This is a genomic window from Nonomuraea mesophila (assembly GCF_004352805.1).
Classification (GTDB): Bacteria; Actinomycetota; Actinomycetes; order Streptosporangiales; family Streptosporangiaceae; genus Nonomuraea; species Nonomuraea longispora.
Map to the genome: position 1 here is coordinate 42,856 of NZ_SMLD01000009.1, position 23,014 is coordinate 65,869.

A 23,014-nucleotide genomic window follows, 5' to 3' on the forward strand; every position below is an offset into this window, starting at 1 on the left:
CTCGCGTAACCCGCCAGGCGTCCGTCCGGCGTAGCCCGGTTACGCCCGGCTCCAGTTGTGCGGTGAGCGTTTGAGCGTGTAGACCGCCTGGGGCAGGTCGTCCCTGACGCGGATCATCCAGCGTGCGAGATCGGTGGTGAGGTCGGCGCGGACCCCGGCGAGCGCCGGGTCGTCGTAGCGGTTGTCCAGCTCGGCGGGGTCGGCGTCCAGGTCGTAGAGCTCGCCCGTCCCGCGCTCGTCCAGCAGCAGCTTCCACCGCGCGCGCCGGAGCATCACCGTCGTCCCGGACTGGGTGACGGTGTTGAGCTCGTCGAAGGTGCGCCCTTCGTAGGGGAAGTGCAACGGGGGGCGCTCGTCGACGGTGTACGCCTGCCCGCCGAACCCGCGTTCCCCGTAGCCGCTCGCGAACTCCTCGGCCGGGTAGGGCTCCCCGGTGAGCATGGGCCACAGGCTGCGGCCCTGGACGCCGGGTGGGATCTCGACGTCGAGGGCGTCGCAGACCGTCGGGAACAGGTCGGCGAGCGAGACGAAGTCGTTGCCGTTGACCATGGGCCGCACGCCCGGCCCGGCCACGGCGAACGGGATGCGCATCAGGCACTCCGGCATGCCCGCGCCCTTGCGCTGCAGGCCGTAGTCGCCGGTGTAGTCGCCGTGGTCGGCGACGAAGAACACCAGCGTGTCCGCGTCCCGCCCGGTCTCGCGCAGGTGCGCGAAGAACCGGCGCAGCTGGTCGTCGATGAGCCGGAGCATGCCGCAGTAGTTGGCGCGGTAGCGCCGCCATTCGGCGTCGTAGCCGGGCCGTTTCTCCTCGGTCAGCCGGCGCAGCCACGTGTACATTCCGCCCTTGCGTTCGGCGCCTTCCGGTCCGGACTGCCGGTCGGGCACCTCGTCCGCCGGGAACATGCTGAAGTACGGCTCGGGGACCTGGTAGGGGTTGTGCGGCTCAGGGAACGACAGCCAGGTGAAGAACGGCCGGTCGGCGGGCGTCTCGTCGATCGCGCTGATCGCGTCGGTGACGATCCGGTGCGGGAACTGGCACTCCAGCGGGAACGGCGCCGGCTCATGGCTGACCGAGTGGTCGAGCGAGACGAGCCACTCCTCGAACGCCTCCTGCTCGGGCGTCGCCGCGTCGGCCGGGCCGCGCTCGTGCCAGTAGGGCGCGGCGAACGTGTCGAAATCGGCCGGCTTGCGGTGGAAGTGCGTCTTGCCCGCCAGATGCAGCGCGTAGCCGGACTCACGCAGCACGTCCACCAGGTCGTCGCCGCGGAGCACGTGATGGGCGGCGCTGTTCTGCCTGACCCGGTGCGCGGACGGATACCGCCCGGTGAGCAGGCTGATCCGGGCGGGCACGCACAGCGGGGAGGTGGTGTAAGCCCGCCTGAACTGCACCCCGGCGTCCGTCAGCCCGTCGAGGAACGGCATGGTGTCCAGGGGGAATCCGCTCGCGGCCGTCCAGCCGGCACGCTGCTGGTCAGTCATGATCAGCACGATGTTCGGTCGCTTCACAGGAACCTTCTCCATCGTCAGCGCTCGTCGTACATCGGCCTGGTGTAGTCCTTGCCCGGTTTCCAATTGGGGAAGGCGTAGTCGTCCAGGCTGACCTTCGCGCCCTTCTTCCCGGCCTCCGCGATCGCGCGGTCCCGGTCCTTGGCGGTGTCGCTGGACAACTTGGTCAGCGCCGCGCGGACGTCGGTGACGTCGCCGGTGAGCGCGCCCTGCACGATGTCGCCGAGGGTGGGGCGCACCGGCTTGGACGCGATCTGCACCTGCTGGATGTCCGCGTTGCCGGCTATCGGGTCGGGGGCGAGGTGAACGCTTTCCCGGAACCAGCCGATGAGCTTCTTGTAGGCGGGGTGCGCCTGGGACTGCTCGACGACGTCGATGTCGCGCGGGGGCTGCGACATGGTCTCGGCGACCCGGCGGGAGTAGCCGGGGGTGGCGAAGTGGTCGCTCAACAGGGTGTTGGCCGCCTGGGCGTGCTTGGTCGTCGGTGACAACCAGTAGTCTCCTGGCTGTGGCACGTGGTAGGTGGCCACGGCGGTGCCCGCGTCGGGCACGAGCATCGGCCCGACGCCCAGCTTCTCCCCGAACTCCGGCATCTCCTGCAGTGCCACGCCGGGGCACCACGGGCCGTCGAAATAGTACGCCGCCAGCCCCGCGGTCCACCGGGCCCGCGCCACGTCGTCGACCCAGGAGTTGGACCCCGGCACCAGCACCTTGTCCTGGCGCAGCGAGACCAGGAACTCGATCACGTCGAGATATTCGTCGGCGTGGAACGCGTACTCGCCGCTCTCGTACAACCTTCCTTGCCCGCCGGCGAACCCGGCCGCCTGCGCCAGGTCGTGGACCTGCTCGCCGAGCCGGTCCGGCATGCCGATGTTCCACACCCAGCCGTAGGTGCCCTCGCCGGCCGACCGCTGCACCGCCCGGGCCGCCGCGCGGAACTCGTCGTAGGTCTTGGGCGGCGCCTGCGGGTCCAGCCCGGCGCGGCCGACCAGTTCGGTGTTGAACCAGTTGACGGCGACGTAGACCTGGTGGCTGAAGATCGGGAAGGCGTAGATCTTGCCGTCGAAGACGTGCACGCCCTCGACGAGGGAGTCCTTGACCCGGGCCGTCGCCTCCTCGCTGAGGTTCAGCGGCTGCGCCCATCCGGCGGCGACGAGCGCGGCGGCGGGCAGCTTGAGCCCGGCGTTGGAGTGGATGTCCGGCAGCTGGTCGCTCTGCTTGGCCAGCTGCAGCGCCTGGCCCATCTTCGCCGGGTTGTAGTAGGTGTACTGGACGGGGACGCCGCCGGGGGTCTTGGCGTACGCGGCGAAGATCTCCGCCTTCGCCTTCTGCAGCTGGTTCTGGTGGTCCCACCAGGTCAGCGAGGCGCCGCCGCCGCTGCCTCCGCCTCCGCCGCACGCACTGGCCGCCGCCGCGGCGGCCAAGGTGCCCGCCGCGGCGAGGAACCCTCGCCGAGTCATCGCGCTCATCGGTCCTGCCTTCCACCCCGCGGCGGTTCAAAGGTCTTGTGAAGCAATGTTGCCGCGTGGCAAAGTCATTCTTGCCACGCGGCATGCCGCGCGGCAAGACTCTCTTGGAAGTCGGCTCCCGATCTGGAGGTTTGGACGGCTGTGGTGACACAACGTGACGTGGCGCGGCTGGCGGGAGTCTCCGTACGGACCGTCTCAAACGTCGTCAACAACTTCGCCTACGTGTCCGAGGAGACCCGCGCCCAGGTGCAGCGGGCCCTGGAGGAGCTCGACTACCGCCCCAACCTCGCCGCGCGCAGCCTCAACCGGGGGCGCTCCGACCTGCTGGCCCTCGTGCTGCCGCTGGACGTGCCCTACTTCACCGAGCTGGCCGCCCACGTGGTGGACGAGGCCGAGGAGCGCGGATACACGGTGCTTCTCGACCGCACCGAGGGTGTGGCGGCACGCGAGCGGCAGATCATGATGCGGCGGGACCGGTCGGCGCTGTTCGACGGGATCATCTTCAGCCCGCTCGGCCTGACCGAGGACGAGCTGCGGCGCTGGGCGGGCAACTGCCCGGCGGTGATGCTGGGTGAGATACGGGTGGAGGGCTTCGACCACGTCGCCATCGACGACACAGCCGCGGCGCGGGCCGCCACGGCGCATCTGGTCTCGCTGGGCCGGACCCGCATCGCCGCCATCGGGCACGTGGAACGTCCGATGGGCAACACGGCGGCGCACCGGACGGCCGGTTACGTGCAGGCGCTGGAGGAGGCCGGGCTGCCCGAGATCCACGCGACGGTCCGCCGCTACCAGCGCCAGGATGGCCGGGAGGCGATGGAGCGCCTGCTCGACATGGACGAGCCGCCGGACGCGGTGTTCTGCTACAACGACCTGCTCGCGATCGGGGCGGTGCGAGCCGTGCTGGCCCGGGGGCTGCGGGTGCCGCAGGACGTCGCCGTCGTCGGGTTCGACGGCATCGAGGAGGGCCGGTTCGTCACCCCGCCCCTGACCACCGTCGTGCCCGACAAGAAGAAGATCGCCGAGCTCGCGGTGACCCGGCTGCTGCAGCGCGTCGACGGTGACCAGGAGCCGGCGGCCGAGCTGGAGGCGCCCTGGCGGCTGATGGTCGACCAGAGCACCACGGGCGCCGCCGGAGCGGGCGCATGACGTTCGCCGTCCCGCCGGCCGGTTCGCGGAAACCGCGCGGCGCCCGCACCACCACGTACGTGTGGCTGTTCCTGTCGCCGACCGTGCTGCTGTACGGCGCGTTCACCGTCTACCCGATCGTCGGCAGCTACGTCTACTCGCTCACCGACTGGAACGGGTTCGACGCCGGCCCGTCGTTCATCGGCGTGGCCAACTACCGCGAGGTCCTCGCCGACCCGATGTTCTGGAGCTCGTTCCGGCTGACCTTGACGTTCATGCTCGTCGCGGTGCCGCTCCAGGTGCTGACCACCCTGCTGGTCGCGATCGTCCTCAACTCGCCCCGCATGCCGCTGCGCAAGGTGTTCCGCACCGCGCTGTTCCTGCCGGTGGTCACCACGACGGCGATCGTCGGCGTGGTCATGCAGTTCGTCTTCGACCCGGCGAGCGGCCCGGTGAACCTCGCGTTGCGCGAGGCCGGCCTGGTGACCGACGGGGTCGACTTCCTCGGCCAGTCGTCCACGGCGCTGGGCACGACGATCGCCGTCTACGTGTGGAAGTGGTTCGGTATCACCCTGGTCTACTGGCTGGCCGCGTTGCAGACCGTGCCCGACGAGGTGTACGAGGCGGCGCGCCTCGACGGTGCCGGCGCGCTGGCCACCCTCCGGCACATCACCACGCCCCTGCTCAAACCGTTCCTGGTCATCATCACGCTGCTGTCGATCGAGGCCTCGCTGCAGGTCTTCGACCTCGTCCTGACCATGACCGGGGGAGGCCCGTTCTACTCGACCGAGGTGATCGAGGTCTACATCTACCGGTGGGCCTTCGCCGCGACGGTGCCCCGGCTCGGATACGCCTCCGCGGCCGCCGTCCTGTTCGGCCTGTTCGTCTGCGTCATCGGGCTGCTGCAGCTCCTCGCGGTCCGTGCCACCCGCAAGGCCAGGGGGGCGGCATGACCCCGTCCAAGGCGCTGCGCCGGCTGCCCTGGTGGCTGGCCGCCGCCGCGCTCGCCATCGGCTGCCTGCTCTGGATCTACCCGTTCCTGTGGATGGTCGCCGCGTCGCTGAAGACGTCGGCCGAGGTGTTCACCCAGGGGCTCGGCCTGCTGCCGGGCAACCCGCAGTGGGAGAACTACGAGCGCGCTTGGGGAGACGCCCAGTTCGGCAAATACCTGCTCAACACCGTGATCGTCACCGTGGCCACGGTGGTCGTCGTGGTCGTCAGGTGCGCCATGGCGGGCTATGTCCTCGCCCGCCACGAGTTCCGCGGACGCAAGATCGTCATGGGCACCCTGATCGCCACCCTGTTCGTGCCCGCCGGCTACACCATCATCCCGCTGGTCGACCTCGCCCAGCGGCTGGGCATGCTGAACTCGCTGACCGGCATGATCCTGGCGATGTCGGGCGCCGCGCACGTGGCGGCGATCCTGCTCTACATCGGCTATTTCCGCGGCATCCCCAAGGAGCTCACCGAGGCCGCGCTCATGGACGGCGCCGGGTTCGCGACCGTCTTCTTCCGCATCATGCTGCCGCTGGCCAAGCCGGTGACGGCCACGGTGACCGTGCTCACCTTCCTGAACACCTGGAACGCGTTCTTCCTGCCGCTGGTCTTCACCTTCTCCCGGCCCGACCTGCGCACCGTGAGCGTCGGCATGCTCGCGTTCGTGGGCGAGAACGCCACCGACTGGTCGGGCATGGCCGCCGCGGCGACGATCTCGCTGCTGCCGGTCGTCGCGCTGTTCATCGCCCTGCAGCGCTACTTCGTCGAAGGCATCGCCGGCGCCGTCAAGTCCTGAGCACATCCCCATCGAGAAAGTGAGCATCGTGCCTGAGAACCCCGTGGTTCCCCGCCCGGAGTATCCCCGCCCGCAGTTCGTCCGCGCCGCATGGCAGTGCCTGAACGGAACCTGGCAGTTCGAGAGGGACCCCGGCGACTCCGGGCTGGAGCGCGGCCTGCTCGACCGCGACCTGACCGGCGAGATCATCGTGCCGTTCTGCCCGGAGGCGCCGCTGTCCGGCGTCGGCGACCCCGACTTCCACCCGGCCGTCTGGTACCGCCGCACCGTCGAGGTGCCGGAGGAGTGGGCGGGGCAGCGGGTGCTGCTGCACTTCCAGGCGGTGGACCACGATGCCACGGTGTGGGTCGACGGCGTCGAGGCCGGCCGGCACCGGGGCGGGTTCACCCCGTTCACCTGCGACCTGACCGCCGCGGCCGACCCGGCGCACACCTACACCGTGGTCGTGCGTGCCCGCGATCCCCGGAGCGGGCCGCAGGCGCGCGGCAAGCAGGCGACCACCTACGAGGGGCGCGGAGCGCGCTACGGACGCACCACCGGCATCTGGCAGACGGTGTGGTGCGAGCCCGTGCCCGGCCCGCACCTCGGCCGGCCGCGGATCACGCCCAACGTCGCCGCGTCCGCGTTCCGCGTCACGGTGCCGGTATCGGCCAACCGCGCCGGGCACGAGGTGCGGGTGACGGTGTCGGACCAGGCCGGCGAGCTCGTGCAGGCGCGGGCGCGCGCCGACCTCGACCTGTCCGCCGAGGTGTGGCTGCCGCTGCCGGACGATCGGGTACGCCTGTGGCGCCCCGAGGACCCGCACCTGTACGACCTGCGCATCGACCTGCTCGACGGCGACGGGGCCGTGGCCGACACCGCGGCGAGTTACGCCGGGCTCCGCTCGGTCGCCATCGACGGGCACGCCGTCCTGCTCAACGGCGAGGCGTGCTTCCAGCGGCTCGTGCTCGACCAGGGCTACTACCCCGACGGCCTCATGACCGCGCCGACGGACGAGGCCCTGCGCCGCGACATCGAGCTGGCCGTGGCCGCCGGGTTCAACGGCGCCCGGCTGCACCAGAAGGTGTTCGAGGAGCGCTACCTGTACCACGCCGACCGGGCGGGCTTCCTGGTCTGGGGCGAGTTCGGCGACTGGGGAGCGAACACCGGCGGGCCGGCCGGCGACAACCAGCAGCCCACCGCGACCTTCGTGACCCAGTGGCTGGAGGCGGTCGAGCGCGACTACTCCCACCCGAGCATCGTCGGCTGGTGCCCGCTCAACGAGACCTGGCAGCGGCTGCACGACCGGATCACCGTCCTCGACGACGTCACCCTGGGCATGTACCTCGCCACCAAGGCGGCCGACCCCACCCGCCCGGTGCTCGACGCGTCCGGCTACGCGCACCGGGTTCCCGGCGCCGACGTCTACGACTCGCACTGCTACGAGCAGGATCCCGAGGTGTTCGGCAAGCTGATGGCCGGCCTGGCCGAGGGGGAGCCGTACGTCAACGCCGACCGCGACGGCACGGCCTGGTCGGTGCCGTACCGCGGGCAGCCGTACTTCTGCAGCGAGTTCGGGGGCATCTGGTGGAACCCGGACGTGCGTCCCGGGGAGAGCTCCTGGGGGTACGGCGAACGGCCCACGAGTGAGGAGGAACTCCAGCGGCGCTTCGCCGGGCTGGTCGGGGTCCTGCTGGACGACCCCCGGATGTTCGGCTACTGCTACACCCAGCTCACGGACGTCTTCCAGGAGCAGAACGGCGTCTACCGCTTCGACCGCACGAGCAAGCTGGACGTCTCGCGGATCCGCGCGGCGCAGCACCGTCCGGCCGCCATCGAGCGGGCCCGGCCCGGGGCGCAGGCCCCCACGTCCACCACCTCTCCCACCACGTAGATCGGTGACCTGATGTCTGGTGCTGCAGGCGGGCGGGGCGTGCGTGCCCCGGCCGCGACGACACGTCGGAACTTAGCCATCGCCCTGATCAGCGTTCTGGCGCTGCTGTGCCCGGGGACCCCGGCCCTCGCCGAGCCGGACCGCGGGGGCGGCCCGGTCGCCCCGGCCTCGGCGGGGAAGACGATCGACGTACGCGGACGGGTCGTGGAGGATCGCGGCGTCGCGCCGGTCGAAGGCGCCACCGTGCACGCCTCCAGGTCGGAGGCGTACGCCACGACCGCGAAGGACGGCACCTTCACCCTGACCGGCGTGCCGGACGGCAGCGCCCTCGTGGTCGCGGCCAAGGAGGGGTACGCCTTCGCCTCCACGACCACGGACCGTACGGTCACCCTCGAGCTCGAGCGCGACACCGCGCCGGCCAGGGCGGAATATCCGCGTCCCGACGCCGACCGGCGCCCGTTCACCGGCGGCGCCTGGATGTCGCTGAACGGCACCTGGTCCTTCGACTTCGATCCCGGAGACGCCGGGGAGCGGGAGCGCTGGTTCGACCCCGGGCACACGTTCGGCAGGGCGATCCGGGTGCCGTTCGGCTACCAGTCGATGGCGGCCTGGGGTGAGGAGACGCTGGCGACCAAGGAGATCTTCCGCAGCGCCTTCTCCTCCTACCGCGGAACGGTGTGGTACCGGCGCTCCTTCACCGTCCCCGAGGACTTCTCCGGCAGGCGGACCAGGCTCCGCATCGGGGCCGCCGACTGGGGCGCGGCGGTCTGGCTCGACGGCGAGCCGGTGCTGCCCTACTCCGGCGACGGCTACACCGAGATCAGCGCGGGGCTGGGCGAACTGGCTCCCGGCTCGACCCACACGCTGACGATCCGGGTGGTCGCGCCTCCGACGACGCCCGGCTCGCCGTACCCCCAGGGCAAGCAGACGGGTGTTCCCGACGGCGAGAACACCGGCTGGTTCACCGACGTCGGCGGCATCTGGCAGTCGGTGTGGATCGAACCCTACGACGGCGCCCGGCTCACCGGGACCCGGATCACCCCCGAGCTGACCTTCGAGGCGGAGTCACGCACGCCGTCCGAGGCCGCCGCGAAGATCGACCTCGCGGCCGACGGCGCGGCGGAAAGCGCGACCGTACGGGTGAAGGACCCCCGCGGCAAGGTCGTCGGCACCGCCACCGTGCCGCTGGACGACGGCCGGGGCACGGCGCGGATCCCGATCGAGCGCCCGCGCCTGTGGGAGCCGGACGACCCGGCGCTGTACACCGCCGACGTCCGGCTGGGAGACGACGACGGCGTCAGGACGACCTTCGGGCTGCGTACGATCGAGCGCAAATGGGCCCCCGGCCACACCGGCGAGTACCAGTACATCCACCTCAACAACCGGCCGATCTACGTGCGCGGCGTCCTCGACCAGGGCTACAACCCGTGGGGCCTGTACACCTACACCGGGGTGAGCGCCGGCCCCGACCTGCGCACCGGCAGCGAGGCGGAGCCGGGCCGCGGCTCGATCCTGCTCGACCTGAGGAACGCCAAGAAGCTCGGCTTCAACGTCATCAGGAACCACCTGAAGGTCAACGAACCGGCCTACTACCACTGGGCGGACAAGCTCGGGCTGATGATCTGGTACGACCTGCCCAACGCGGGCTGGCACTCCCTGGGCGAGGAGGCGGAACGGCTCTTCGAAGGGCTGCTGCGCACCACGTTCCAGCGCGACCACAACCATCCGTCGATCGTGATCTGGACGATCTTCAACGAGTCGTGGGGGATCAACAAGGAGCCGTGGCAGCAGCCGATCCCGGCGGAGGCGTTCCCGTACGTCCGCAGAATGGTGCGGGTCGCGCACGACCTCGACCCGTCCCGGCTGGTCGTCGACAACTCCGCCTGCTGCCGGAACGGCCACCTCGACACCGACCTCAACGACTGGCACTACTACCTGGCCACCTACGACGAGTGGAAGAAGCTCCTCGACGGGTTCGACGCCCAGGTCGAGCCGGGTTCCACCTGGAACTTCAACGACGGAGCACAGAGCGGGCAACCCTGGCTCAACTCCGAGTTCGCCATCAGGGGCGGGCAGTTCCCCCACACGGCGAGCCTCTTCCGCGCCTACCCCAAGCTCAACGGCTACGTCGGCGTGCAACTGGCCGAGACCGAGCAGGAGGTCCACAGCCCGGTCACCTTCGACCGGCAGCCGAACCAGCCGGAGTTCACCGACCACCGGGGCAGGGCCCGCGGCATCGAGATGTTCCAGGGTGACGACGCGATCGCCCTGATGGGCAGGTCGGCGCGGACCGTCGAACCCGGCGGCACGATCGACGTCCCGGTCAAGGTCAGCCACTTCAGTGACCACGACCTCTCCCGGGCGAGGCTGCGCTGGAAGGTCGGCGGGTACGACGACGAGGGCCGCTGGATCGCCGACGCCGGCGGCGGCTCGCGCGAGGTCGCACCCGCGCGCTACACCGTCACCGACGCCGGCACCGTGTCGGTCACCGCACCCGCCGGGCTGCGGGCCGGGCACCTGTGGATCTGGCTCGAGGCCGGCGGCAGGACCCTCGCCGAGAACTCCCTCACCTTCGACGCCCCCGGCGGCGAGACCGGCGGCGAGACCGGCGGCGAGACCGGCGGCGAGACCGGCTTCCCCGCCGGAGAGGTGACGGCGCAGGAGTGGACCGGCGGGGCCCAGGCCCACACCACCGGCGGATCGGACTGGGTCACCGGTCGCGGCCGCGGCTACTTCGAGTACGAGGTCAAGGTGCCCGAGAAGCTGCGCGGGGCGGACGGCGCGACCCTGGTCGCGGAGGTCGCCTCCGCCCAGGCGCGCGGCTGGTACGACCCCAACAACAAGACCGGCGCGCGCCGCCACCCCACCCGCCTCACCGTGTCCGTCAACGGCAGCCCGCTGCGGCCGATCGAGCTGCCCGACGATCCCCACGGCCCGGCGGCGCTGGCCGGTCGCTCGCGTGGTTCCCTCGCGGGGGACTTCGGCAACCGCTACGGCTACCGCGTCGCCGTCCCGATCGCCGGGCGGCAACTCGGCGACGCGGGCACCGTCACGCTGCGCTTCGCCTCCGACGGCGGCGGGTTGTCGATCTTCGGCGCCCGTGCGGGACGCCACGGCACGCCACCTGCGCTGGCCGGCGGCCGGGTCTCCGCGCCCGACGAACGCCCGCGGTTCAAGGCCGTCGACTCGCGGCTTTCGGTGTACCAGGCTCCGGCGGCGATCGCGCCAGGAACCGGCACAGGGACGGCGATCGTCTCCGTGGTCAACGACACCGGCAAGACAGTGCGGAACGTGCGGGTGCGGATGTCGGCCCCGGAGGGCTGGACCGCGACCGCCGCCGAGCCGGACACGATCGCCTCGCTGAAGCCCGGCCAGGCCCGTCACGTCGCGTACACCGTACGGGCGGAGTCGGACGTGCTGACCGGCCAGACCGCGGACTTCACCGCCACCGCGAGCTGGGGTGAGCACGCGATCCAGGCGATCAGCAGATCGACGGTGGCGTTCGACCCCGAGGCCTACCCCGTGGTCGGCGTGGACGACACCTTCGACACCGACTCCAGCGCCGGCTACACGGTTCACCAGCCGTCGGCGGGCGAGGCGCTGCCGCGGTTGACCTTCGGCGCGGGCAGCCTGCGGGCGCAGGGTCCCGGCGCCTACTACGGGCTGGTCGCCCATGGCTCAGGGCCGCAGAGCTCCCGGGCCGTGGTGATCGTCGACCACGGCACGTGGGCGGGCACGGGGAAGGGGCAGGACGCCCTGTTCAACGGGCTGGTCAAGGACGAGCGCAACTACGTCATGGCCTGGACCGGGATCAAGGGCCAGCACGGCGTCGACATCAGGATCGACGGGAAGCTCACCAGCGCCTGCTGCGCCACGGCGCCGCTCGAACCCGGCGACCGCTGGGCATACGTCCTGGACGGCAACACGATCAGCACCTGGGTCGACCGGGGGCGGGGCTGGGGCTGGTCCCAGATCATGACGGCCACGACCCAGGGCCGGATCGACTTCACCCGGCCGGGCGCGCTGAACGGCTGGCACTACGCCGCGGGCCTGCGCGGCAACGCCGGCACCCAGGCGATCGACCGCCTGGAGGCACGCAGCGCCCCCGGCTGACCGCGCCGGGCCGCCCGGCCCGGTCACCCCGCGCACCCCGTGAGCGCTCGCCGCTCAACCGCGCAGGCGTGCGTTGGACCGTGCGGCCTGTCGCATGAGGTGCTCGCGTTCGGGGAGGCCGAGCTCCGCCAGGGCGATCAGCCGGCGCGGCGGGAGCGGGCCAGAGCCAGCCCGCCCAGCACCGCGCCGGCCAGCCCCACCATCAGCGCCACGACGCCGCCACCCAGCCCGTTGCCGGTGCCGAGGCCGCCCTCGGCGGTGACCACCACCAGCCCGCCCAGCACCATGCCGGCCAGCCCCGCCACCAGCGCCACCACGGCCTTCCCCGACCCTCCGGGGCCGGAGGCACGTCTCAGGGCCCACCCGCCGATGACCGTGCCGGCCAGGCCCGACAGCGCGGCCACGATGGCGCCCAGCCGTCCGGCGCTCATGGCGTACAGGCCGGCTTCGGGCTGGGCCAGGACGTGAGCGGCCGCCGGCGTCGCCGACCACCACCCTGCGGACAGGGCGGCTGCTGCGGCGGCGAACACCTGTCGAACGGGCATGAGGGACTCCTTCTCCACGGCAGGGCGTCCCCCTCCTGCGGAGGGACGCCTTCATCGGCAGGGGATGTCCACGCCTGCGATCGACGTCCTCGCCTGCGGCGGGACGTCCTCTCCGCGGCGGGACGCGGTCCGATCATCTCCGCCGGGCCCGCCCCCCGTCGTCCGGCGGATGCGGACATTACGCGCTGCCGCCGACAGGGCAGCCCGCTACCGCGGACGCCGCAGCGGCCGCGGGAATACCGCGTCCGCGGTAGCCGGCCGGTCATCCGCGCGCGTGACCCGCCCGCGGCGGCGCCGGGTTAGGGTGCGCGCATGAGCATTGGACGGCCCGGCCGGCGGGCAGCCGTCACGGACGGGGCCATCGCCGTGGGCGTGGCGGCGACGCTGCTGATCAGCGGGCTGTCGGAGCAGCACTCGGGCACGTCGCTCGACCTGCTCGGCTACACGCTGCTGACGGCCGGCGGCCTGGTGCTGGGAGCGCGCCGCCGGGCCCCGCTCATCGTCCTGGCCGTCACCGGGTTGTGCGCCCTGGGCCATCAGGCGGCCGGCTTCGACGTGCCCGCCATCGCGTACCTGTTCGCGGTGTACGCGGCCGTACGCGCGGGGCACCGCACGGTCACGGTGGTGGTGAGCGTGGCCGTGGTGGCCGCGCTGCCGCTGGCCGCCATGGCCTCGGGCCTGCACGACACGGGTGAGGCGTTCGCGCAGGCCAGGGGTGCACTCGAACTGGCCTGGCTGATCGCGGCCGGCGCGGCGGGCGAAGCGCTGCGGCAGGCGGAGCGGCGTGCGGACGAAGCCGAACGCACCCGGGAGGAGGCCGCACGGCGCCGGGCCGACGAGGAACGGCTGCACATCGCGCGAGAGCTGCACGACTCGCTCACCCACCAGATCTCGATCATCAAGGTGCAGGCCGAAGCCGCCGTCCACGTGGCACGCAGGCGCGGCGAAGAGGTGCCGCAGGCGCTGCTCGCGATCCGCGAGGCCGGGCGTGAGGCCGCCAGGGACCTGCGCGCGACCCTGGAGACGCTGCGCGACGACGACACGCGCCCGCCGCACGGTCTCGACCACGTTCCCGGCCTGGTCGAGCGCGCCCGTACCGCCGGACTCGACGCGACGCTCACCGTCGAGGGGCGCCGCCAGGGCGTGCCGGCCGCGGTGGACAGGACCGCCTACCGCATCGTCCAGGAATCACTGACCAACATCGCCCGGCACGCCGCCGCCGCGACGGCGACGGTCCGCATCGACTACCGTCCCGGCGCCCTCCTCATCCAGGTGGACGACGACGGCAGGGCCACCCCGGACCTCGCGCCGGTGCCCGGCGTCGGACTGCTCGGCATGCGCGAGCGCGTCACCGCGCTCGGCGGCCACCTGCTGGCGGCGCCGCGCAGCGAGGGCGGCTTCCGCGTACGGGCCGAACTTCCCGTGGAGCGGACGTCATGATCCGGGTCCTGCTGGCCGACGACCAGCCGCTCATCCGCAGCGGGTTCCGCGCGCTGCTCGACCTGGAGGACGACATCGAGGTGGTGGCCGAGGCCGGAGACGGCGACCGGGCCGTGGCCCTGGCCAGGGAGCACCTGCCCGACATCGCTCTCGTCGACATCCAGATGCCGGTCGCCGACGGCATCGAGGCCACCCGGCGTATCGCCGCCGACCCCGCCCTGGCGGGAGTGCGCGTCGTCATCCTCACGAACTACGGCCTCGACGAGTACGTCTTCGACGCGCTGCGCGCCGGCGCCGCCGGATTCCTCGTCAAGGACATCGTGCCCGAGGACCTGCTGCACGCCGTACGCGTCGCCGCGCGCGGCGACGCCCTGCTCGCACCGTCGATCACCCGCAAACTGATCGACCGGTACGTCACCCAGCCGCTCCACACCGGCGCGGCCACAGGACTGGACGAGCTGACCAACCGCGAACGTGAAGCCGTCGTCCTCGTCGCGCAGGGCCTGTCCAACGACCAGATCGCCGGGCGCATGGTGATCAGCCCGATGACCGCGAAGACCCACGTCAACCGGGCCATGACCAAGCTCCGCGCCCGCGACAGGGCCCAGCTCGTCGTGTTCGCCTACGAGTCCGGCCTGGTGACCCCGCGCCGGTGACCCCCGCGCGGCTCAACCGCCGTGCCGCCGCCTCGTGTGATTCTGTGCCGCTTTATGCGACTCTGTGCTGATTCGTGCCGCCCGGTGCTGTTCCGTGCTGTGCGGCTCCGTGTGCGCGCGGGTCCGCGTTCTGAGCTTTGGCGTGCGATCAAGGTGAAAAGCCTTGGGGAAACCCCTCGGGCGGGGCGCCGCACTGCGTGCCTGCGGCCCGCTGGACCCGCCGTGGGCGGTCGGTGGCGGGCGTCCGTCCGGGACGGCGCGCCTCGGGTGGGCTCAGCCCCGCTGTCGCTTGTCCTGGCGTTCGGCCTCACCGACCGGGCAGACCGAATGTTCCGTGACACATGCGTGCTCGTCGCAGAGCCGGCAGATGTACTTCGCGTTCCCGGTGTCCTTGTACAGCTGGGTGAGGAGCTTGGCGAGCAGGCAGGACAGGGTCTGCTGCTCTCCTTCGTCCAGGCAGTCGAGCACGCCGCCGAGCGGGGCCGCTCGTGCTCCCAGGATGTGCCGGGTCGTCGCCCAGCCCGTCTCCGTGAGGGAGAGGGTCACCCAGTGGCGGTTGAACGGGTGCGGCTCGCGCGTGAGCAGGCCGTCGGCTTCGAGCCCGTCGACCATCCGGGCCGCCGCGGACTGGGTCAGCCCTACGCGCCTGCCGAGCTCGGACACGCTGAGGCCGGGACTGGCGGACAGTGTGACCATGGCCGTGGCCTCCCGGGCGTTCACCCCGGCCGCGCGGGTCACGTTGCCCAGCGTCACGTCGGTCAGGGCGAGCGCGGTGGCGCCCAGCAAGTTCGCTGTCGTCGCTGAATCATGCATACCTCATGTTAACATGCAGTACTCATGAATGCTGGCGCCGGGGCGGTTTCCCGCGCCCCCCGCGTGCCGGCGCGGTAGCATCGCCTCGCCCCGGCACCCCCCCGCCGGGCCGTCGCGGGAGGTCACCCATGCGCCGCCGGATCGTCGCGCTGCTGCTGCCCGCGCTGCTCGCACCGGCCGGCTGCACGGGCGAGGCCGCGGACGGCACGGAGCTGAAGGTGGGCGGCGCGTTCGGCGCCCGGCCCACGATCGTCTTCCCCGCCGGAAAACCGGTGGCCGAGCTGCAGGTCGACGAACTGGCCACGGGCGGGGGCGAGCCGCTGCGGCCCGATGACGTGGCGATCGTCCAGTACACCGCGCACGTCTGGAACGGCAGGGACAACCGCCTAGTCGACTCCAGCTTCACCCGGGGCACTCCCGCCGCCTTCCCCGTGGGGGAGCTGCTGCCGGGGCTGGAGCAGGCCCTGCGGGGGCGCAGGGTGGGCAGCAGGGTGATCGCCGCCATCCCGCCGGGTGACGGCTTCGGCGCCAACCCGCCGCGGGGGATCGGCGCGGACGAGGAGCTGTTCTACGTCGTCGACATCCTCGGCGCCCACCCCAAGGACGTGTCGGTCGAGGCGCGCGGCGGCTCGCTGGCCGGCGTGCGCGTCTCGGGCGGCGCCCGTCCGGCGCTGGCGGTGCCGGCCGGCGCCCCGCCCGCCCGCTTCGCCGCCAGGGTCCTGCACCGCGGCAAGGGGCCGAGGACGCAGGCGGGGCAGCTCGTCGTCACCCAGTACGAAGGCGCGATCTGGCGCCGGCGCCGCGTCTTCGACACCACCCGGACGACCGGCGGGCCCAAGGCGTTCAAGCTCGGCGACGGCGGCGTGATCAAGGCGTGGGACAGGGCGCTCGTCGGCATCCCGGCCGGGAGCCGGGTCGTGATGATCGTCCCGCCCTCCTACGGCTACGGCCCCTCCGGCAACCCGGCGTACGGCATCAAGGGCTCCGACACGCTCGTCTTCGTCGTCGACGTCATCGCGGCCTACTGAAGGGTTCAGGGCGGACCGGTTCGTGCCGGGCGGGGGCTTTCGTAGACTCCCGCTGTGAGTAGCGACGACCTCGACGCGCTGGCCCTGCTGCACGACCCCGTACGCCGCAGCCTCTACGACGTGGTGGCGGGCAGAGGCGGGGACGTCGGCAGGGGAGAGGCGGCCGAGGCCGCCGGTGTGTCCAGGACCCTCGCCGGCCACCACCTCGACCGGCTGGTCGAGGCCGGCCTGCTGGAGAGCGGCTTTCGCCGGCCGGAGAAGAAGGGGCCGGGCAGCGGCCGGCCCGCCAAGGTCTACCGCAGGGCGAGGGGCGAGCGGTCGGTGAGCCTGCCGCCGCGCGACTACGCCACCCTCGCCTCGGTCCTCGCCGGCGTGGTCGAGCTGCTCGGCGCCGACGAGCAGGCCGAGCGGGCGGCGCACGACGTGGGCGTCGGGATGGCCGGGCGGCGCCGGGGCGAGCCGGTCGAGCGGGTCCTGCGCGAGCGCGGCTACGAGCCCTACGAGGAGGACGGCCGGGTGCGGCTGCGCAACTGCCCGTTCCACGTGCTGGCCGAGGAGCAGCCGGTGCTGGTCTGCTCGGTCAACCTGGCTCTGTGCCAGGGCCTGCTGGAAGGACTGGGCGACGACCCCGGCAGGGCGCGGCTGGACCCGCGGCCGGGGGAGTGCTGTGTGGTGTTCCGCGCTTCTAAAACAAACGATGATTGACATAGAAGGCGAGGGGTGATGTGCTGAACGTCATGCATCTGGCCCAGCTCAACATCGCGCACATGCGCGCGCCCGTCGACAGCCCCGAGCTCGCCGAGTTCGTCGCCCTGCTCGAACCCGTCAACGCGCTCGCCGACGCGGCGCCCGGATTCGTGTGGCGGCTCAAGGAGAGCGAGACCGACCCCACCGCCACCGTCGTGCACGACTACGGCGACCACCTGCTCGTCAACTTCTCGGTGTGGGAGTCGCTCGACGCGCTGTGGAACTACGTCTACCGCAGCCCCCACCTGGACGTGCTGCGCCGGCGCAGGGAATGGTTCCTGCGCGTGGCCGAGCCGTACACCGTCATGTGGTGGATCCCGGAAGGGCACATCCCGCCGCTGGCCGAGGGCATGCGGCGGCTGGAACGCCTCAAGGCCGAGGGGCCGAGCCCCGAGGCGTTCACCTTCAAGGACCCCTACTCCAGCAGCGAGGCCGCCAGCCTGCCCGCCGCCGCCGAGGCCAGGAAGTAGGCCAGGTCCTCCTCCAGGCCCCTGCCCATCGTCGACAGCCGCACAGGACAGGCGCGCAGCGCCTCGTGCAGGCCCTCCACCGGTACGGGGACGAGGCGGTGGCGCACCGCCAGCAGCTCCGCCTGGTCCCTCACCCGCTCGCCGAACTCGCCCGGCAGCTCGGGGACCGGCACGTCGGCGGGTGACAGCGCGACCCTGCCGTAGGCGGTCAGCGAGTGGTGCGAGACGCCGTAGTGGCGCTCCCTCCCGTCACCCTCGCTGACCCGCAGCGCGGCCACCGGACGCCCCAGCAGCACGCCCGCCGCGTTCACCGCCTCACCCGCCGACACCCCAGAGAAACCCCACCGGGTGCCCGTGCCCAAATTGCCCGGCCCCTGCGTGACGATCGCCAGGTCGGCCTCCAGCACGTGCCTGGCCGCCAGCAGCCCGGTGTGGACGGTGACCGCCTCCACGTCGCCGCCGAACGACTGCCCGACCGTCACCACGCCCTTCAGCCAGCCGGTCTCACGCAGCCGCGCCGCCGCCATCGAGAACCACGCCGGCAGCGCGCCGCCGTCGAGCATCACGTACGCGACGCGGACGTCCGGCCGTGGCTGCGAGGCGTACAGGCCGCACAGGATCGGTGGCAGCGCCGAGTGCAGGTCCGCCACGATCACCGGCATGCCGTCCAGCGAGTCGGCCTCGCGCAGCGCCTCGTGATGAGGGGAGTCCTGCTCGTCGGCGCCCAGCACCGTGGCCTGCAACGGTGTGTACCGGGCCTTCACCAGGTGCCCCGGGCCGTCAGGATCTTGCGGCAAACGGTTAGGGACGGCCACCACCATGGCGTAACCTCCCGTACCGAGACCCATCGCGAGCGCGGTCGTGTTGAGCAGCACCTCGTCGCCGGGTTCCGGGCGCCCGACCAGCGGCGGATACGCCAGCGCCCGGCACTCCCCCTCGGGGACGGCGACATCCAGCTCCACCGCTCCCGGCCACTCGCGTCGGATCCGGACAACTTCGCCCTTGCGCCATCTGATCACGGGGGCAGGGTAGCGTCGATCGAAGGAGGAGTGAGGCAGATGTCGCGCCGGAAGACAGAACGGTTGCTCAATCTCGTGATCTGCCTGCTCGCCACCCGGCGCCCGCTGTCGGCCGAGCAGATCCGTCACGCCGTCCCCGGTTACGACCGCGACGGCGACGAGGCGTTCCAGCGCATGTTCGAGCGCGACAAGAACGAGCTGCGCGAGCTCGGCATCCCCATCGACGTGGTGCGCGACCCGTGGGAGGACGAGCCGGGCTACCGGATCGAACGGCAGTCGTACGAGCTGCCCGAGATCACCCTGGAACCCGACGAGGCCGCCGTCCTGGGGCTGGCCGCCCAGGTGTGGCAGCGCGCCAGCCTGGCCGAGGCCGCCTCGGGGGCGCTGCTGAAGCTGCGCGCCGGCGGCGTGGCCACCGACCAGCCCGTCGGCGCCGCGATGGGCGGGGGAGCGCTGGAGCTGCGCGTCGACACCCGCGACCCCGCGTTCCCCGCGCTGTGGAACGCCGTACGCGACCGGCGGGTGGTGCGCTTCGACTACCGCGGCGCCGGCAGCGAGGAGGTCCGCACCCGCACCGTGGAGCCGTGGGGCGTGGTCAGCAGGCGCGGCCGCTGGTACCTCGCCGGGTTCGACCGCGGCAGGGACGCGCCGCGCGCCTTCCGGCTCAGCCGCATCACCGGGCAGGTCACGGCGGTCGGCAAGCCGGGGGTCGTCGAGGTCCCCGAAGGCGTCGACGTACGCGCCATGGTCGGCTACCCCGACGAGGTGACGGACGAGCGGACCGCGGTGGTCCGCGTGCGCCAGGGGACGTGCGAGGGAGTTCGCCAGCTGGCCGGGGCCGTACGCACCGGCACGGACGGGTGGGACGAGGCCGAGCTGACCTTCTCCGACCCCGAGCGGCTGGCCGCCTGGATGGCCAGCCTCGGCGCCGACGTCGAGGTCGTCGACCCGCCCGACGCCCGTGAGGCCGTCATCCGCCGACTGAAAGGGGCGCTCGCATGAGCGGGTCCGCCGACCGGCTGCCGCGGCTGCTGTCGCTGGTGCCGTACCTGATGTCCCACCCCGGGGCGCAGGTCGGCGAGGTGGCCGCGATGTTCGGGCTGAGCGAGAAGCAGCTCATCGACGACCTGCAGCTCGTGTGGATGTGCGGGCTGCCCGGTCACACGCCCGGCGACCTCATCGACGTGTCCTGGGACGGCGGCGAGATTCTCATCGACAACGCCGACACCATCGCCAGGCCGCTGCGGCTGGGCATCGACGAGGCCAGCGCGCTGCTGGTCGCGCTGCGCATGCTGGCCGCCACGCCGCAGCTGGCCGAGGTGCAGGGCGCGGGCGACGCGCTGCCGCGCGTGATGGCCAAGCTGGAGCAGGCGGCGGGGGAGGGCGCGGCCACCGTCAGCAGCCAGGTCGCCGTCGACGTCGACGCGGCTCCCGACGCGCTGCCGCGCGTGCGCGAGGGGCTCACCAAGGGGCGCAGGCTGTCGCTGCGTTACTACGTGCCGGGCCGCGACGAGGTGACGCCGCGCGAGGTCGACCCGATGCGCATCGTGGTCGTCGACGGCCGCGCCTACCTGGAGGGCTGGTGCTACCGCGCCGAGGCGATGCGGTTGTTCCGGCTCGACCGGATGCTCGGCGTCGACGTGCTCGACGTGCCCGCCGACCCGCCGGCCGAGGCCGAGCCCATCGACGTCGCCCAGGGGGTCTTCCGGCCCTCGCCCACCGACGAGCTGGTCGAGCTGGAGGTCAGCGCCGCCGGCCGGTGGGTCGCCGAGTACTACCCGTGCGAGCAGGTCACCGAGCTCGGCGAGGGGCGGCTGCGGGTGGCGCTGCGCGCCCGCGACCGGGACTGGATTCTCAAGCTGGCGCTGCGCCTCGGCGACACCGGCAGGGTCGTCGCGCCGCCCGCGATGGCCGAGGCCGTGCGCCAGGAGGCCGAGCGGGCCCTGGCCCTGTACGCTCACCGGTCATGACGTGGATTCTCCTGGCCTGCGGGTTGTGCCTGGCGGGGCTGGCCGTGCTCGGGGTCGCGTTCGCCCGGGTGGTGGCCGCCGCACGTGACCTGAACAGGGAAGTCGCACGGGTCGACGAGCAATTCGGGGATAAACAGGACGCCAAGGGATGAGGCAGCGGCCCCGGCAGCGTACGATCGGTCGTGAAGGACAGCACTCATACACCATGAAGGACGTCACATGAACTTGGGAGCTCCGGAGATCATCCTGATCTTGGTGGCCTTGGTCCTGCTCTTCGGCGCCAAGAAGCTGCCGGACCTCGCCCGTGGCGTTGGACGGTCCCTGCGCATCTTCAAGGCCGAGACCAGCAAGATGAACGATGACGACGACAAGCCGACCGTCGTTCAGGCGCAGCCCGAGGCCCAGCAGCCCCAGCCCGCCTCGCCGCAGCAGCTGCAGGCCGCGGCCCCGTCGCCGGAACCGTCGGCGGAGGAGCAAGCTCGCCGGCTCGAGGAGCAGGCCGCCCAGCTGCGTGCCAGTGCTCAGGCCGACAAGCGCCCCTGACCCTCCCTCCTCTCCTCCTCACTCCCTGGACTGGTGATGGCGCTGCTGAAACGGTCGGGGCCCAAGCGCAAGCCTGAGCCTGATCCCGAAGGCCGGATGCCGCTCATGGAGCACCTGCGCGAGCTGCGCAACCGGCTGCTCATCGCGTTCGCCGCCGTCGTGGTCGGCCTGATCATCGGGTGGATCGTCTTCGACCCGGTGTGGGCGGTGCTCAAGGATCCCTACTGCTCGACCGCCCAGTCGCGTCAGCTCACGGGCGAGTGCAGCCTGACCTACAACGGCATCTTCTCGTCGTTCTTCCTGACGTTGAAGGTCTCGCTGATGGTCGGCCTGGTGCTGTCGTCGCCGGCCTGGCTCTACCAGATCTGGGCGTTCGTCACCCCGGCCCTCTACCGCACCGAGAAGCGCTACACGGTGTTGTTCCTGGCGCTGGCCATCCCGCTGTTCGCGCTGGGGGCCGGGCTGTCCTACTTCATCATGGACACCGCGCTGGGCTTCCTGCTGAGCTTCTCGGTCGACGGCTCGGTCGCCACCATCTCGATCGACGAATACCTCGACTATGTCCTGATCATGTTGCTGATCTTCGGGGTGTCGTTCGAGCTGCCGCTGCTGCTGGTCTTTCTCAACATCATCGGGGTGCTGTCCCACGCGGCGGTGGCCAAGCACCGGCGGCTGGTCATCTTCCTGATGTTCGTCTTCGGCGCCGTCGTGACGCCCGGCGGCGACCCCATCACCATGATGGCGCTGGCCGCGCCGATGATCCTACTGTTCGCGGCGGCCGAGCTGTTCATGTACCTGCGGGAGAAGCGCAACCCGGCCGGCGAGTTCGGCCACCTGGACGACGACGAGGCCTCGCCGCTGGCGGCGGACGAGACGCCGCTCGACGACGGTCCCGACACCCCTCGCACCGAAGAGGATTCCGGTTCCGGGCGATAGGCGATAAGTTCCGGGCGTGTCCCCTCAACTCGCCCTGCTCGTCAACCCCGCCGCGCGCGGCGGCCGCACCCTGCGCCTGCTTGAGCCGGTGGCGCGCCGCCTGCGCGCCGGCGGGGCCGAGCTGTCGGTGATCGTCGGCAACGACGCCGGCGACGCCCTCGACCGTGCCTGCACCGCCGTCACCGAGCGCCCCGACGCGCTCGTGGCCTTCGGCGGTGACGGCCTCGTGCACCTCGCCGTGCAGGCCGTGGCCGGCACGGACGTGCCGCTCGGCATCATTCCCGCCGGCACCGGCAACGACATCGCGGCGGCGCTCGGGGTGCCGTGCGGCGATCCCGTCGCCGCGGCGAGGGCCGTGCTGCGGATGAGACCGCGCAGCGTCGACGCCGCCCGCGTCGTCGCGGGTTCCGCGGACGAGCTGTTCGCCGGGGTCATGTGCTGCGGGTTCGACTCGCGGGTGAACGAGCGCGCCAACCGGCTCACCTGGCCGCCGGGGATGGCGCGCTACGTCGTGGCGATGGTGGACGAACTGCGCTCGTTCCGGCCGATCCCCTTCCGCGTCACGCTCGACGAGGACGAGGTGATCGAGCGGGAGGCCATGCTGGTGGCCGTCGCCAACACGCGTTCGTACGGCGCGGGCATGCGGGTGTCGCCGGACGCCAGCCCGGACGACGGGCTGCTGGACGTGGTCATGCTGGAGGCCGTGTCCAAGGCCGAGTTCCTGCGGGTCTTCCCGAGCGTCTACCGGGGCACGCACGTGGGTCATCGGGCCGTGTCGGTCAGGCGGGTGCGCAGCGTGCGGCTGGAGGCGGCCGATGTCGTCGCCTATGCCGACGGCGAACGGGTGGGGCCGGTGCCGGCGCACTGCGAGGTCCGGCCTGGCGCGTTACGCGTACTCGTATGAATCTACAATGTAAAGGCGCCGGCGCGGAGGCCGGCCGTACAAGCCCGGCGGGACGGACCGGA

The 23,014-nt window shown here is 72.0% G+C and carries 21 protein-coding genes; 16 read left to right on the forward strand and 5 right to left on the reverse strand.

The features are described 5' to 3' along the window. Nucleotides 1–39: 39 nt before the first annotated feature. Both E1295_RS05475 and E1295_RS05480 read right to left on the reverse strand, forming a co-directional pair. The gene (locus E1295_RS05475) at nucleotides 40–1,521 is read right to left on the reverse strand and encodes a sulfatase-like hydrolase/transferase (protein WP_132628558.1); all 1,482 of its coding nucleotides are present in this window, start codon (nucleotides 1,519–1,521) and stop codon (nucleotides 40–42) included. A 2-nt stretch (nucleotides 1,522–1,523) separates the two neighbouring features. Next, on the reverse strand, nucleotides 1,524–2,975 hold the full coding sequence (locus E1295_RS05480; protein ID WP_132628559.1) for an ABC transporter substrate-binding protein: 1,452 nt from the start codon (nucleotides 2,973–2,975) through the stop codon (nucleotides 1,524–1,526). A gap of 141 nt (nucleotides 2,976–3,116) precedes the next feature. On the opposite strand from E1295_RS05480, the gene E1295_RS05485 reads away from it, so the two are divergent. The 5 genes from E1295_RS05485 to E1295_RS05505 are packed head-to-tail and all read left to right on the forward strand — an operon-like array spanning nucleotide 3,117 to nucleotide 11,881. Next, a complete protein-coding gene (locus E1295_RS05485; RefSeq protein ID WP_132628560.1) occupies nucleotides 3,117–4,124 on the forward strand; it encodes a LacI family DNA-binding transcriptional regulator in 1,008 nt (335 codons plus the stop codon). Next, on the forward strand, nucleotides 4,121–5,056 hold the full coding sequence (locus tag E1295_RS05490) for a carbohydrate ABC transporter permease (protein WP_132628561.1): 936 nt from the start codon (nucleotides 4,121–4,123) through the stop codon (nucleotides 5,054–5,056). Before E1295_RS05485 ends, E1295_RS05490 begins: the two co-directional genes overlap by 4 nt. Further along, a complete protein-coding gene (locus E1295_RS05495) occupies nucleotides 5,053–5,895 on the forward strand; it encodes a carbohydrate ABC transporter permease (RefSeq protein WP_132628562.1) in 843 nt (280 codons plus the stop codon). The genes E1295_RS05490 and E1295_RS05495 overlap by 4 nt, the downstream gene beginning before the upstream one ends. Before the next feature lie 19 nt (nucleotides 5,896–5,914). Further along, entirely contained in the window at nucleotides 5,915–7,768 is a 1,854-nt protein-coding gene (locus E1295_RS05500; protein ID WP_246079863.1) for a glycoside hydrolase family 2 protein, read from the forward strand. A 12-nt stretch (nucleotides 7,769–7,780) separates the two neighbouring features. Next, complete coding sequence (locus tag E1295_RS05505; RefSeq protein ID WP_132628563.1) at nucleotides 7,781–11,881, forward strand: glycoside hydrolase family 2 TIM barrel-domain containing protein; 4,101 nt, start codon at nucleotides 7,781–7,783, stop codon at nucleotides 11,879–11,881. Between the two features lie 137 nt (nucleotides 11,882–12,018). Here E1295_RS05505 and E1295_RS05510 read toward each other — a convergent pair whose 3' ends face one another. Then, nucleotides 12,019–12,426 carry a DUF6223 family protein gene (locus tag E1295_RS05510; protein ID WP_132628564.1) on the reverse strand — a complete coding sequence of 136 codons (408 nt, stop codon included), beginning with the start codon at nucleotides 12,424–12,426 and terminating at the stop codon, nucleotides 12,019–12,021. 312 nt (nucleotides 12,427–12,738) lie between these two features. Here E1295_RS05510 and E1295_RS05515 point away from each other — a divergent pair, with 312 nt between their 5' ends. Both E1295_RS05515 and E1295_RS05520 read left to right on the forward strand, forming a co-directional pair. Continuing rightward, a complete protein-coding gene (locus E1295_RS05515) occupies nucleotides 12,739–13,866 on the forward strand; it encodes a sensor histidine kinase (protein WP_132628565.1) in 1,128 nt (375 codons plus the stop codon). Then, nucleotides 13,863–14,522, forward strand: a complete 660-nt coding sequence (locus E1295_RS05520) for a response regulator (protein ID WP_132628566.1) — start codon at nucleotides 13,863–13,865, stop codon at nucleotides 14,520–14,522. Before E1295_RS05515 ends, E1295_RS05520 begins: the two co-directional genes overlap by 4 nt. Nucleotides 14,523–14,795: 273 nt before the next feature. Here E1295_RS05520 and E1295_RS05525 read toward each other — a convergent pair whose 3' ends face one another. Further along, nucleotides 14,796–15,335 (reverse strand): MarR family winged helix-turn-helix transcriptional regulator, encoded by a 540-nt coding sequence (locus tag E1295_RS05525; RefSeq protein WP_132628567.1) that lies wholly within the window; start codon nucleotides 15,333–15,335, stop codon nucleotides 14,796–14,798. 128 nt (nucleotides 15,336–15,463) lie between these two features. Here E1295_RS05525 and E1295_RS05530 point away from each other — a divergent pair, with 128 nt between their 5' ends. The 3 genes from E1295_RS05530 to E1295_RS05540 are packed head-to-tail and all read left to right on the forward strand — an operon-like array spanning nucleotide 15,464 to nucleotide 17,580. Beyond that, entirely contained in the window at nucleotides 15,464–16,363 is a 900-nt protein-coding gene (locus E1295_RS05530; RefSeq protein WP_132628568.1) for an FKBP-type peptidyl-prolyl cis-trans isomerase, read from the forward strand. A gap of 54 nt (nucleotides 16,364–16,417) precedes the next feature. Further along, nucleotides 16,418–17,068 carry a helix-turn-helix transcriptional regulator gene (locus E1295_RS05535; protein WP_132628569.1) on the forward strand — a complete coding sequence of 217 codons (651 nt, stop codon included), beginning with the start codon at nucleotides 16,418–16,420 and terminating at the stop codon, nucleotides 17,066–17,068. Nucleotides 17,069–17,100: 32 nt separating this feature from the next. After that, nucleotides 17,101–17,580, forward strand: a complete 480-nt coding sequence (locus E1295_RS05540) for a DUF3291 domain-containing protein (RefSeq protein ID WP_132628570.1) — start codon at nucleotides 17,101–17,103, stop codon at nucleotides 17,578–17,580. Here E1295_RS05540 and E1295_RS05545 read toward each other — a convergent pair. Beyond that, on the reverse strand, nucleotides 17,526–18,599 hold the full coding sequence (locus E1295_RS05545) for a DUF3866 family protein (protein ID WP_132628571.1): 1,074 nt from the start codon (nucleotides 18,597–18,599) through the stop codon (nucleotides 17,526–17,528). The two genes, E1295_RS05540 and E1295_RS05545, sit on opposite strands and share 55 nt — an antisense overlap. Before the next feature lie 39 nt (nucleotides 18,600–18,638). Between E1295_RS05545 and E1295_RS05550 the strand changes: the two genes are divergently transcribed. From E1295_RS05550 to E1295_RS05570, 6 genes are all read left to right on the forward strand, one after another. Beyond that, on the forward strand, nucleotides 18,639–19,601 hold the full coding sequence (locus E1295_RS05550; RefSeq protein WP_132628572.1) for a helix-turn-helix transcriptional regulator: 963 nt from the start codon (nucleotides 18,639–18,641) through the stop codon (nucleotides 19,599–19,601). Then, nucleotides 19,598–20,569 carry a helix-turn-helix transcriptional regulator gene (locus E1295_RS05555; protein ID WP_132628573.1) on the forward strand — a complete coding sequence of 324 codons (972 nt, stop codon included), beginning with the start codon at nucleotides 19,598–19,600 and terminating at the stop codon, nucleotides 20,567–20,569. Before E1295_RS05550 ends, E1295_RS05555 begins: the two co-directional genes overlap by 4 nt. Then, nucleotides 20,566–20,721 carry a hypothetical protein gene (locus tag E1295_RS48500; protein ID WP_166427092.1) on the forward strand — a complete coding sequence of 52 codons (156 nt, stop codon included), beginning with the start codon at nucleotides 20,566–20,568 and terminating at the stop codon, nucleotides 20,719–20,721. Before E1295_RS05555 ends, E1295_RS48500 begins: the two co-directional genes overlap by 4 nt. A gap of 67 nt (nucleotides 20,722–20,788) precedes the next feature. Next, nucleotides 20,789–21,112 (forward strand): Sec-independent protein translocase subunit TatA, encoded by a 324-nt coding sequence (gene tatA, locus E1295_RS05560; protein ID WP_132628574.1) that lies wholly within the window; start codon nucleotides 20,789–20,791, stop codon nucleotides 21,110–21,112. Nucleotides 21,113–21,148: 36 nt separating this feature from the next. Next, nucleotides 21,149–22,048, forward strand: coding sequence for a twin-arginine translocase subunit TatC (tatC, locus tag E1295_RS05565; protein ID WP_246079864.1), 900 nt, complete (start codon nucleotides 21,149–21,151; stop codon nucleotides 22,046–22,048). 16 nt (nucleotides 22,049–22,064) lie between these two features. Next, entirely contained in the window at nucleotides 22,065–22,952 is an 888-nt protein-coding gene (locus tag E1295_RS05570; RefSeq protein WP_132628575.1) for a diacylglycerol/lipid kinase family protein, read from the forward strand. The last annotated feature ends 62 nt before the right edge of the window (nucleotides 22,953–23,014 follow it).